Annotated in this window: 8 protein-coding genes and 1 pseudogene; 5 read left to right on the forward strand and 4 right to left on the reverse strand. The window is 57.3% G+C overall.

The annotated features are described in order from the left end of the window. Positions 1-96: 96 nt before the first annotated feature. A complete protein-coding gene (gene istA / locus HEQ18_RS08990) occupies positions 97-1,344 on the forward strand; it encodes an IS21 family transposase (RefSeq protein WP_432814443.1) in 1,248 nt (415 codons plus the stop codon). After that, entirely contained in the window at positions 1,341-1,847 is a 507-nt protein-coding gene (locus HEQ18_RS08995; protein ID WP_432814444.1) for an ATP-binding protein, read from the forward strand. Before istA ends, HEQ18_RS08995 begins: the two co-directional genes overlap by 4 nt. A gap of 27 nt (positions 1,848-1,874) precedes the next feature. Here HEQ18_RS08995 and HEQ18_RS09000 read toward each other — a convergent pair whose 3' ends face one another. After that, positions 1,875-3,098, reverse strand: a complete 1,224-nt coding sequence (locus HEQ18_RS09000; RefSeq protein WP_432814241.1) for an IS256 family transposase — start codon at positions 3,096-3,098, stop codon at positions 1,875-1,877. A gap of 58 nt (positions 3,099-3,156) precedes the next feature. On the opposite strand from HEQ18_RS09000, the pseudogene HEQ18_RS09005 reads away from it, so the two are divergent. Beyond that, positions 3,157-3,546: pseudogene (locus HEQ18_RS09005) on the forward strand (ATP-binding protein); the annotation flags it as partial. Positions 3,547-3,617: 71 nt separating this feature from the next. After that, positions 3,618-4,151, forward strand: a complete 534-nt coding sequence (locus HEQ18_RS09010; RefSeq protein ID WP_432814445.1) for a helix-turn-helix domain-containing protein — start codon at positions 3,618-3,620, stop codon at positions 4,149-4,151. Here HEQ18_RS09010 and HEQ18_RS09015 read toward each other — a convergent pair. After that, a protein-coding gene (locus tag HEQ18_RS09015) for an IS630 family transposase (protein ID WP_432814446.1) occupies positions 4,118-5,064 on the reverse strand; the annotation gives its coding sequence in 2 pieces (ribosomal slippage) (positions 4,118-4,725 and positions 4,725-5,064; 948 coding nt in all). The genes HEQ18_RS09010 and HEQ18_RS09015 overlap by 34 nt on opposite strands. Before the next feature lie 116 nt (positions 5,065-5,180). On the opposite strand from HEQ18_RS09015, the gene HEQ18_RS09020 reads away from it, so the two are divergent. Continuing rightward, a complete protein-coding gene (locus HEQ18_RS09020) occupies positions 5,181-5,735 on the forward strand; it encodes an IS630 family transposase (protein WP_432814447.1) in 555 nt (184 codons plus the stop codon). A 62-nt stretch (positions 5,736-5,797) separates the two neighbouring features. Here HEQ18_RS09020 and HEQ18_RS09025 read toward each other — a convergent pair. Then, positions 5,798-6,744 (reverse strand): IS630 family transposase gene (locus tag HEQ18_RS09025; RefSeq protein WP_432814446.1). Its coding sequence is split into 2 segments (ribosomal slippage): positions 5,798-6,405 and positions 6,405-6,744, totalling 948 coding nucleotides; the frame shifts between segments, so codons are not numbered across the junction. A 263-nt stretch (positions 6,745-7,007) separates the two neighbouring features. Then, the gene (locus tag HEQ18_RS09030) at positions 7,008-12,308 is read right to left on the reverse strand and encodes a beta strand repeat-containing protein (protein WP_432814448.1); all 5,301 of its coding nucleotides are present in this window, start codon (positions 12,306-12,308) and stop codon (positions 7,008-7,010) included. Positions 12,309-12,341: the final 33 nt, after the last annotated feature.

A 12,341-nucleotide genomic window follows, 5' to 3' on the forward strand; every position in this document is an offset into this window, starting at 1 on the left:
CACTTCTTTTAGTTTCATGCTGTCCGGGGCGAGCCCCGGACAGCATGAAAATGGAAAAATTCGGGCATGTATCTCCATCGAGGAGGTGCAGCCGCGATGAAGACATTTGGGGATTTATTTATGATTATGGATTTGCATCGTCAGGGACTGAAAGTCGCTGTGATTGCCCGCCAACTGGGTATGGACCGCAAGACCGTCCGAAAATATCTTGCAAAGGATGTTGGTCTTCCAACGTACGGGCCGAGACAGCCCAAGAAGCGTTTGATCGACGGCCATGTCGATTATCTGAAGCAACGACTTGAGGCCTATCCCGGCCTTACCGCACAACGCCTGATGCGAGAAATCACCGACCGTGGTTATAAAGGCGGCTACAGTATCGTGCGTGATGTTGTGCGAGAGCTGCGACCACCGGGCAGCGGGCGTGGGTTCGCAGTACGCTTCGAGACGGCGCCTGGCCATCAGGCACAGGTTGATTTTGCGCAGTTCCAGGTACGCTTCAGCGACAATCCCGACAAGGTCGAGATCGTGTGGCTGTTCTCGATGGTGCTTGGCTATTCGCGGTTCATCTGGGGCCGCTTTGCCTATCGTCAGACCTTGCAGACGGTCCTTGCGTGTCACAGGGCAGCGTTTGAAGCGATTGGCGGGGTCCCGCGTGAAATCCTCTACGACCGGATGAAGACTGCGGTCATTGGCGATGATGAGGAAGGTCGCGTTGTTTATAATCGGGGGCTTGGCGACCTGGCGAGCCATTATGGCTTTTTGCCCAAGGCTTGTCGGCCGTATCGGCCAGAGACCAAAGGCAAGGTCGAACGACCGTTCCGTTATGTCCGTGAGGACTTCTTTCTGGGAAGCGTATTCCGCGATATTGACGACCTGAACGCGCAGCTGGCCCGCTGGCTTGGTGATGTCGCCAATGTGCGTGTCCACGCAACGACCGGACGGGTCGTCAACGAAGCCTTCGCTGAAGAACGTCCAACATTGGGCAGCTTGCCGCTGATCCCGTTCGGGTCGGTTCTGAAGCTTGAGCGGCGGATCAGCCATGATGGGATGGTGAGCATTGCGGGGAATTACTACTCGGTCCCTGATGCCACCCAGAGACGTATGGTCGAGGTTCACAGCCTGGCAGACGAGATCCATATCTTTGAAGGAGAACGGTTAATCGCTCGCCATCCGGTGCTTGAAGGGCGACGGCAGCGCTCGGTGCTGAGCGGGCACAGAAGGTCTGTTCGCACATGCGACAAATCAACGTCACCTATAGTTTATGGTGACCGCGTCACCTGCCGGCCGCTTGATATCTACGACGCGGTTGGCAAGCGTCTTGCAGCATCGGGAGGGGTGGCATGAACAGCTTGCTTCCAGAACGCACTGCACCGCTACTTGACCGGATAAAGACGTGCATGGTTGGTCTCAAGATGCCGCGTGCGATTGAGGTGGTTGATGCGTGCGCGGCACAGCTTGATCGCGGTGAAATCACTGCGATGGAGCCGATCGAACAGTTGCTCGTCGAGGAACTGACGTTCCGCGAGAACCGCCGGATCAAGACCGCGCTCATGATGGGACGGCTCACCACGTTCAAGACGCTTGCCGGGTTCGACTTCAGCTTCCAACCCTCGCTCGACAAAGCCAGGATCCTGGCGCTCGCCGATCTGTCCTTTGTAGGGCGCGCAGAGGTCGTCCATCTTCTTGGCCCGCCGGGGACGGGCAAGAGCCATCTGGCTACCGCTATTGGTATAGAAGCAGTGAAGGCCGGGAAAAGCGTCTACTTCATTGCGTTGGCCGACTTGCTGGGAGCCTTGGCCAAGGCAGAGCGTGAAGGAACGCTTCGTGAAAAGAGGCCCTGTCATTAATTTCGTGTGTGGGCGGGCGGTTGAACATTATGCCGCCATGGCTTTGATGAACCGTTCGCCGAATATTACGGCGAACTGGGCCTTTGCCATGGTCCACTCACGTGGTGGCATCTTCCACTCTTTTTCCGATCGGTTCAAGATCAGATAAAGCAGTTTGGTTGCAGCCTCGTCGCTGGGGAAGTGCCCTCTGGCTCTGACCGCCCGCCGCAGCTTTGAGTTCAGCGCTTCGATGGCATTGGTGGTGTAGATGATCCGGCGCACTTCCTCGGGGAAGGCGAAGAACGGAATGACCTCAGCCCATGCCCGCCGCCAACTTTGGCCGATGGCGGGGTAACGCATGCCCCATTCGCTGGTCTCGAAGGCGGTGAGTGCCTCTTCGGCGGCTTTGGCATCGACGGCGCGGTAAATGCTCTTCAGTGCGGTTGCCAGCGGCTTTCGGTCTTTCCAGGACACAAAGTCCATAGAGTTGCGCAGCAGATGCACGATACAGGTCTGAACCACAGCTTCGGGGAACACGGCGGTGATGGCGTCGGGGAAGCCTTTGAGGCCGTCGACCACGGCCAGCATGATATCATCGACGCCCCGGTTCTTGAGTTCGTTCATGACGCGAAGCCAGAACTTGGCCCCTTCATTCTGCTCGATCCACAGCCCCAGAACCTCCTTGCGACCGTCAGCGCGGACGCCAAGGGCAATGTGGATCGCCTTGCTGCGGACCATGCCTTCGTCGCGGATTTTGACACGGATGGCGTCGAAGAACACCAGCGGATAGGCCGGATCAAGCGGGCGCTGCTGCCAGGCGGCAACCTCATCCAATATCGCGTCGGTGACGGTCGATATCAGGTCAGGCGATACGTCTATGGCATAAAGCTCGCGCAGATGCCCGGTGATCTCGCGCGTGCTCATGCCGCGCGCATACATTGAGATAATCTTATCGTCAAAGCCGGGAAAGCGGCGCTGATACTTGGCGATCAGCTGCGGATCGAAGCTGCCGGAACGGTCCCGCGGCACGTCGATATCGATCTTGCCGGTATCGGTAATCACGGTCTTGCGGCCATAGCCATTGCGGCTGTTGCCTGCCTGATCGTCGCTGCCCAGATGATAATCCATCTCAGCACCCAGCGCACGTTCGGCCAACGCCTTCTTCAAAGAATCAAGCAATCCGCCCTGATCCAATGCAGAAGCAGCATCCGTGCCAGCCAAAAGACGATCCAATAACTCAGCCGGGATCACAGGCTCTTTGCGTCGTGACATAGTAGGTCTCCTTCTTACCCATTATGCCCGCCCACACACGAAATTAATGACAGGGCCTGAAAAGATCCGGTTCTACTGCAGGCCTTCGCTGCTCATAGTCGACGAAATCGGTTACCTCCCGGTCATTCCCGGCGGCGGCAATCTGTTCTTCCAACTCGTCAACGCACGTTACGAAAAGACCTCGATGATCCTCACCTCCAATCGCGGCTTTGCAGAGTGGGGCGAAATCTTCGGTAGCCCGGTTGTCGCCACAGCGCTGCTTGATCGGCTGTTGCATCACGCCATCGTCATCCAGATCGACGGCTCAAGCTACCGCCTGCGCCGCCACGCCGACCTTCTGCCCGAGCATGTTCGCTCCACCGCAAACCTATCGCCGCCTGCGCCCGAGGTGCCGAAACGGCGCGGGCGGCCACCTAAAGACGGAGGCGCCATGCATCAGACAACATGAAAACGCGCTAACGCAAAAGTGGGGAATTTTACTTTGCCAATAGTGGGGATTTTTACAGTGTCATTGACAACATGGGATCAGCGATTAGCTTGCGGGATGATTTTGACGGCACTGCCTTGAGGCGACTGGCGCGGAAGTGGAAAAGTGCGAACCAGGCCCGCCGGCTTTTGGCATTGGCCGAGATCTACGACGGTGGCAGCCGGACAAGGGCGGCGCGGATCGGCGGGGTGGGCTTACAGATCGTGCGTGACTGGGTGGTGAGGTTCAACGCCCGAGGCCCCGATGGGCTGCTCGATGGCAAGGCCCCGGGAAGACAGCCGCTGCTCAATGATGCCCAGCGCCGCGCGCTTGTCGAAATGGTCGAGTGCGGCCCGATCCCGGCGATCCATGGCGTTGTTCGCTGGCGACTGATTGATTTGACCCGGTGGCTGTATGACGAATTTGCGGTCTCGCTTGATACAACGACCGTCGGGCGTGAACTGAAGAGACTGGGTTATGTCAAACTAACGGCACGGCCTCGCCACCACGCGCAAAACGAGCTTGCGATGGAGGCCTTTAGAGCGTTTGTCGATCATTCTGGGTCATATCCGCATGAGCTGAAGTAATTGGCGCATTCGTGGGGCTGGAAGATATCGACGAGGTTGCCGATCCGGGTCCAAAGGCCACTCACGGTTCGTTCTTCTGCCTTTCGCAGCATTGCTTTGAGTTTGGAAAAGGCCTTTTCGATTGGATTGAAGTCGGGGCTGTATGGCGGCAAGAACCGTAGTATTGCGCCCGCGGCCTCGATCCGTTCGCGCACTGATACCCGTTTGTGGCTGGACAGGTTGTCCATGACGACGACGTCACCGGGCCTCAGTTCCGGTACGAGCACCTGGGTGACATAGGCTTCGAACCAGTCTCCGTTGATCGGACCATCCAGCACCATCGGCGCGACCATGCCGGTCATGCGAAGGCCCGCCACCAGTGTGGTCGTTTTGCGGTGGCCATGCGGCAAGCCCATGCGCAGGCGTTCGCCTTTGGGGCAGCGGCCATGGCTGCGGGTCATGTTGGTCGCAGTCCATGTTTCGTCGATGAAGACGAGGCGCTCCGGGTCCAGATCGATCTGGCCGTCGAACCAGTCGTGCCGTTGCTTCAGGACATCGGGCCGGTCCTGCTCGATGGCATGGCCAGTCTTTTTTTACGCGTCATGCCACGGCGCACAAAGAAGCGGTGAAGCCCGGCCACAGAGACGGTCAGGCCCATCTCGGCCAAGCCCGTGCGTAACTCTTCAAGGGTGATATCCTTTCGTGCCGCCCAAAGAGCCAAAATATCGTCACTGCGCTCTTCAACCCGCCGCGAACGCATATCACCACCTTGAGGCCTCGGTGCAAAGCTGCCGGTCTCGCGCCGCTGCGCGTGCCAGCGGATCGCCGTCGATGGCGCAACGCCAAAGCGGGCAGCTGCCCCGCGACAACTCATACCATCATCAACCGCCGCCAAAAGCCGCGAACGCAAATCCATCGATAGTGGTTGACCCATCCATGCCAGCCTCCTTCACCGGCACCGATACTGAATCAGAAATCACGGCCGATGGGAATCCCCTTTCGATTCAGACGGCTCGAAAAACGCTCTAAAAAGGGGGCTTTGCAGCCGAGTTGGCAAAGGTCAAAGCAACTCTCCCGGCAGACACACCTGTAGAGATCTGGTTCCAGGACGAGGCGCGGATCGGGCAGAAGAACAAGATAACGCGGCGCTGGGCCAGACGCGGGACGCGGCCTTGCGCGCCCAAAGACCAGCGGACGAAATCAGCCTATATCTTCGGCGCGATCTGCCCGGAGCACGGCAAGGGTGCAGGGCTGGTGCTGCCCTTGTGCAATACCGAAGCCATGACGCTCCATCTGGCAGAAATTGCGATCGCCATCGCCCCTGGCGCTCATGCTGTTGTGCTGATGGATCAGGCCGGTTGGCATATGACAGGCAAGTTGAATGTGCCTGACAATATCAGCATCATCGCGCTCCCGGCCAAATGCCCTGAACTCAACCCTGTCGAGAATATCTGGCAGTTCATGCGCGACAACTGGTTATCCAACCGGGTGTTTACCTCCCACGACAACATCGTTGACCACTGCTGTGAGGCTTGGAACAAGCTTATAGATCAGCCTTGGCGCATTATGACCATCGGGCACCGCAAATGGGCCAGTGGGTTATGATCATTGCAGGTTGGTATAATTCCCGTTGACCTCGACCAGACCTCCTTTAGAGCGTTTGTCGATCATTCTGGGTCATATCCGCATGAGCTGAAGTAATTGGCGCATTCGTGGGGCTGGAAGATATCGACGAGGTTGCCGATCCGGGTCCAAAGGCCACTCACGGTTCGTTCTTCTGCCTTTCGCAGCATTGCTTTGAGTTTGGAAAAGGCCTTTTCGATTGGATTGAAGTCGGGGCTGTATGGCGGCAAGAACCTTAGTATTGCGCCCGCGGCCTCGATCCGTTCGCGCACTGATACCCGTTTGTGGCTGGACAGGTTGTCCATGACGACGACGTCACCGGGCCTCAGTTCCGGTACGAGCACCTGGGTGACATAGGCTTCGAACCAGTCTCCGTTGATCGGACCATCCAGCACCATCGGCGCGACCATGCCGGTCATGCGAAGGCCCGCCACCAGTGTGGTCGTTTTGCGGTGGCCATGCGGCAAGCCCATGCGCAGGCGTTCGCCTTTGGGGCAGCGGCCATGGCTGCGGGTCATGTTGGTCGCAGTCCATGTTTCGTCGATGAAGACGAGGCGCTCCGGGTCCAGATCGATCTGGCCGTCGAACCAGTCGTGCCGTTGCTTCAGGACATCGGGCCGGTCCTGCTCGATGGCATGGCCAGTCTTTTTTTACGCGTCATGCCACGGCGCACAAAGAAGCGGTGAAGCCCGGCCACAGAGACGGTCAGGCCCATCTCGGCCAAGCCCGTGCGTAACTCTTCAAGGGTGATATCCTTTCGTGCCGCCCAAAGAGCCAAAATATCGTCACTGCGCTCTTCAACCCGCCGCGAACGCATATCACCACCTTGAGGCCTCGGTGCAAAGCTGCCGGTCTCGCGCCGCTGCGCGTGCCAGCGGATCGCCGTCGATGGCGCAACGCCAAAGCGGGCAGCTGCCCCGCGACAACTCATACCATCATCAACCGCCGCCAAAAGCCGCGAACGCAAATCCATCGATAGTGGTTGACCCATCCATGCCAGCCTCCTTCACCGGCACCGATACTGAATCAGAAATCACGGCCGATGGGAATCCCCTTTCGATTCAGACGGCTCGAAAAACGCTCTAATTTTGCAGTTGGGGTTAAGGCCGGGGAGCCTAAATGGTGGGGCTGCAAGCAGGCGATTTTGGCGATAGCCACCGAAATCATAATGGCAACCTCACATTCTTTGCATTGACATATCTTCGAACCGCTTGAGCGAATTGGACTGCGCCTTTCGATCAGCGGGTGCGAACCCTACATCGAAAGTCCGAGCATCGAATAGCGCGGAGTGCCTATGCTCTTAAGAGCAGGTTTTGGTGTCACACGCGTTGTCATGAAAATTTCAGGACTTAGCTGTTGAAGGGCGCCTTTCGTTTGCGAAACGGCTGCAGTTATCTCCGTTGGCCCAGACGCTAACTGCAGGACGGGATCGCTTTTATCCGCAGGGTCGGCCGGTGTAGGATCTGGCTGTGTAGCGACCGGGGAAGGTGGGCTGCTCTCGACCCGTTGGGCTGCAACCGCCACGACGGCCACTGGGGGCGGGGCGCTGGCGATAGCGACCGGGGCTTCTGCTGTTGGAGGGGCAGGCTGACTGGACGCAGGAGGTGAAGCGGCGGGGGGAGCTGACGCAGGCGGCGACGATGGAGCTGGGGCGGCCCGTGCTGTGGCTGGCGCCGGCGCTGGTGCTGCAACTGGCGTGGGCGCCTTTGGCGTTGGTGCTGCAGTTGGCGTAACGGGCGTGGGCGCCTTTGGCGTTGGTGCTGCAGTTGGCGTAACGGGCGCAGGCGCCTTTGGCACGGTAATGTTTCTGGTCACGGAGGCTACAACTGAGGCGACCGATGGGTTTATGACGAGATCTGCGCCGGTGAAATTGATGTTATAGTTTCTGCCGGCTGAGAGCGTGCCCAGACTTATGGCATAACGCCCCGCATCGAGACCGGGCGCGCGACTGAGATTGCCGGTGAGCAAGCTGGCGCTGTCAGTGCCGACAAAGCCGCGGCTGGTAAAGGTCAACGCTGGGACTGCGGTGCCATACACGATGCTCAACGCATCGGCGATGATCGCCAGCGTTGCAGGCGTGATGCTGCCGATGTTGCCGGTCGCGGTTGTTGGTAGGACATAGTTGGACAGGCGTGTCGCGCCATTGGCGGTTAAATCACCTGGCTGAAGTGAGACAGTGACCGTTTTGCCTGTGCCGACATCCTTGCTGTCATAGAGGCCTTGCGTGCGGGTGACGCTCGCACCTTCGCCGTTGGCAAAGCCGGTGAGAACGTAGTTGTTCGCGGCCAGTGTGGTAAAAGCGGTGCCGTCATAAATGCGGGTGATACTGCCCGCAAGCGCCGCAGAAAGTGCCCGCTGGTTGATGACGAGATCTGCGCCGGTGAAATTGATGTTATAGTTTCTGCCGGCTGAGAGCGTGCCCAGACTTATGGCATAACGCCCCGCATCGAGACCGGGCGCGCGACTGAGATTGCCGGTGAGCAAGCTGGCGCTGTCAGTGCCGACAAAGCCGCGGCTGGTAAAGGTCAACGCTGGGACTGCGGTGCCATACACGATGCTCAACGCATCGGCGATGATCGCCAGCGTTGCAGGCGTGATGCTGCCGATGTTGCCGGTCGCGGTTGTTGGTAGGACATAGTTGGACAGGCGTGTCGCGCCATTGGCGGTTAAATCACCTGGCTGAAGTGAGACAGTGACCGTTTTGCCTGTGCCGACATCCTTGCTGTCATAGAGGCCTTGCGTGCGGGTGACGCTCGCACCTTCGCCGTTGGCAAAGCCGGTGAGAACGTAGTTGTTCGCGGCCAGTGTGGTAAAAGCGGTGCCGTCATAAATGCGGGTGATACTGCCCGCAAGCGCCGCAGAAAGTGCCCGCTGGTTGATGACGAGATCTGCGCCGGTGAAATTGATGTTATAGTTTCTGCCGGCTGAGAGCGTGCCCAGACTTATGGCATAACGCCCCGCATCGAGACCGGGCGCGCGACTGAGATTGCCGGTGAGCAAGCTGGCGCTGTCAGTGCCGACAAAGCCGCGGCTGGTAAAGGTCAACGCTGGGACTGCGGTGCCATACACGATGCTCAACGCATCGGCGATGATCGCCAGCGTTGCAGGCGTGATGCTGCCGGTAATCCGGCTTGCGTCTAGTCGGTATCCGAAAACGGGCTTACCGCTGCTATCTGTCGTCGTAATGACGAGATCGGGGAATGAGATTGCATGGGTTCCAGCATCTGCACGGGCGAAGCTTCCGCTGACGTTGCTGACCGTGAACCGATCGTTGGCAAGAAGCCCATTGCCAACGAATGCAATAGGGCCGGTCGGAATTGCGGTCGTGCCGTCATAGGTTTTTGTAATGCTTCCGGTGACCGATAAGGACAGCGAAGGCTGAAGACTATAAGTGAGCCCATTGCCGCTTGACAGCGACGGCAGCGGGGCGCTTCCCAGCACCTGCGCCTGACTTACGCCATATGCGCGGAAATCGTGCAGCAACCCACCTATGACATCGGGGGTGTTACCGCCGAAAGGATTAGTGTTGCCACTTCCGATCAACCAGCGTGTTCCAGGTTTTAGCGGTGAAACATCGGTGGCAGAATTAACGATCCGTCGCGCACCGGCAATCTTTATGTCTCCGACGGTCGCAATTGTGGCGAGGGGTCCGAGTGTCAAAGTGTTGGCCGAATAGCTTTTGAATGTCGCCAGTCTCGATGATCCTCCGATCGCGGCGTTGAGGGTTATATCGCCATCACCTGTTATGGTGAGGCTGTGGTTGCCGTTGATCGCTCCACGTATCGTCAGGCGGCCTAGTGCTTCGATCCGAGAATTTCCAGCCAGGGAAATTGGCTGCAAGATTTCGACGTCTTGTGGTGCGGCCAAGCGCAAAATTGTTTCAGCATTGCCGTTGCTATCGCCCAGCGTCAGGAGGCCGTTTCCGAGGTTGCCGGTAGGGGCGACCATCAACGTCCCATTCCGAAAGGTGATTGCGCCCAGACCAACATTATCGCCAAACAAGCCAAGTTGACCAATGCCTGACTTGGTCAGCGATGCCGCGGCTATGGCGCCATTGATTTTGCTTTCCCTCCCGAGGGTCTCGGCCAGAGTTAGATCAAGTTGTCCTGTTTGGCCAAGATTGATGGATCCGGCGTTCAGATCTGAAGCGTTGATCCTCAGATTTGCGGGGGTGGTAACGCCCGCACCGAGGCTTATGCCGCCTGTTACGACGACGGAGCCATTTGAAATGAGCGCACTATTGCCACCCAGTTTGACATTACCGTCAATAAAGATGGATTCAGCGCTTCCAGACAAGGCCGTTGCGCCGGTGTCGATTGTCCCGGCAAGTTTGACGATGCCAGAGCCATTAAGATTGCTGTCCGATTGCAGCGCGACGGACAGTCCCGATTGGGCCGTAATATTAACTCCGCTTGCGATCACCACATCGCCTCTGGCGCTTAGCGACAACTTTGTAACAGAACCCGCGGTTTTGTTGTTGAACGCATTTATCGTCACATTTCCATCAACCGCCGAGGTCGCACGAGCAGTGCCGGACGTTTGGGTTTGCGCGCGTAGCGTCACATTGGCTCCGCTATTGAGCCATGATTGAACTTGGGATGCCAGAATTTGTGTGTTTGAGTTCAGCAACTGAAACGCGCCATTTTTATATTCGAATGACTTGTTGGCAAAACCGTCGAGTAGGCCTGTAGTCTCGTTTGAGATGCCTTGAAACAGTGTTGTGGACTGCGTGAAGGCAGCCCCCGTGACACCGGCTGTTACATCGCGATCCAAAATTTTGAGATCACCGTAGTTAAGCTGAATTCTACCATTTTCATCGAGAACAATTTCAAAGCTATTGCTGTTATTACGGTTATTATTGATACCATTGTCAAATTCTTCAATCCCATAATATCCTAGGATAAATCGTTTACTGCCGTCGGGGAGGATTATGGTTTTGTAATAGGGATCCGTTGAATCGATAATGTCGGTCCACAATGCAAATACCGAGTTACGCGGCGTTCCAGCGTTATCAAGCGGCAATCCTTCGCAGCAATAGCTTTCTCCATTCAGGCTACCAAATGTCAGAAAGCCGTTCGATGAAACATCGACGTTGGTATAGTTTTGATCATTATAGTTGAAACTGAAGCCGAGAGGTACGCCAGCCGCAACTGTAGAGTCGCCGAGTGACAATGCAGTCATGGAGGTGGGATCGCCTAGCAAGCCTCCGGTTGCGATGCTCTCGACAACATCGATCGATGCAGAGGCGATATTGATGTTGCCAGCTAGACCGCTGGCGGCTTTGGCGCGGGCGGATGCCGCCATTGTTTGCTCGAGCTTGTAAGCCTGAATATCAATTGTCCCGCCGTTGCCGCCACTTGTTCCGCCATCGGCCTGCAAGATACCCGATATCTGCATTAAGGATTGCGAATTGCCGAGATCACCCCGCAGATTTACATTACCTCCTGCGCCTGTTGTCCCGGCATTTGCAAGCAACTGTGCGCCGGACGCTATACTTATTTTTTGCCCTCTGACAGTTTGGCCGGACTGAGCGTCGTTAACAGGTAACACCAAATTTATAGTGCCACCGCTTTCGCCGCTAACATCTAGCTTACTGGCTGCATTTATATCGATAGCGGCAGCGGTAAGGCTAATAAGACCGCCATTCCCACCGCCAGCACCGGTAGCATCGATAACGCCGCCGACGGAAGTGCGGCCGGCGGACGAGCTGCCGACGGATATTTGTCCATTTGGGCCTGCGTCGAGAGTTATCACACCTCCATTGTTGTTGACGGTCTGCGCCTGCACGATGCCCGTGTTATTGATGACGTTTCCGATAATGTCGACCGCGTTGCGTACCGTCATTAGAATCGTGCCGCCATCGGTTACAATTTTGCCGGTATTTGAGACACTGTTTGAAAAGTTATTACCAGTGGCGGCCGACGGATCGTCCACAAGGAACGATAAAAGGCCATTACCGGCAAAATCAACGGTAAAGACTCGGCCTCCACCCAAGGCGACCTTGCCCAAACGGGCGCTGATGAGCGCTTCGTTGATGTCGCTGGGACTTATGTTTGCGACATTTCTTCCAGCAAGCACGGCATATCCCGACGGCACGTTAATTTGGCCATAATTGGCGATAGCCGCTTCGGTTGCGCCGGAAAAAACAAAACGCTCGGTGCTGTCCATGAAGGCGTCTGCATCTATGTTGGCGGTGGTGGCAAGGAAGCCGCCGGAATTGACGCGGCCTGTGGCGCCTATAACCGTGCCATTGGGGTTGAGAAGCCAGACCTGGCCATTCGCATTGATAGTGCCATCAATTTGGAACGCCGCGGAACCGCTGCTTCGGTTAAGCGTGATCGACTGGCTATCAGGTTGGACAAAGTTTAACGTCTCGCCGGCTTGCAAAAGGATGCGTGGCCAGTCGAGTACTGCTCGGCGGGTGGTCTGGGTAACCGTTCCACTGTTCCCGCTGCTGGCGTACGTGGCGCTTCCCTTTGCGACCGTGAACGGCACCTCCTGCGCATTGGAGGTTGCCGGCGACACCTGCGCATTGGCGGCGGCGAGGGCAGGCATGCCAGCCGCTAAGGCCAGTGTCGCCCGAAAAGA

This window comes from Sphingorhabdus sp. (assembly GCF_050921905.1).
Lineage (GTDB): Bacteria > Pseudomonadota > Alphaproteobacteria > Sphingomonadales > Sphingomonadaceae > Sphingorhabdus_B.

Bases quoted from the DNA above. Each gene is read 5' to 3' on its own strand.
- HEQ18_RS08995 (WP_432814444.1), top strand. From the start codon at position 1,341: ATGAACAGCTTGCTTCCAGAACGCACTGCACCGCTACTTGACCGGATA.
- HEQ18_RS09000 (WP_432814241.1), bottom strand. From the start codon at position 3,098: ATGTCACGACGCAAAGAGCCTGTGATCCCGGCTGAGTTATTGGATCGT.
- HEQ18_RS09030 (WP_432814448.1), bottom strand. From the start codon at position 12,308: ATGCCTGCCCTCGCCGCCGCCAATGCGCAGGTGTCGCCGGCAACCTCC.
- istA (WP_432814443.1), top strand. From the start codon at position 97: ATGAAGACATTTGGGGATTTATTTATGATTATGGATTTGCATCGTCAG.
- HEQ18_RS09010 (WP_432814445.1), top strand. From the start codon at position 3,618: ATGGGATCAGCGATTAGCTTGCGGGATGATTTTGACGGCACTGCCTTG.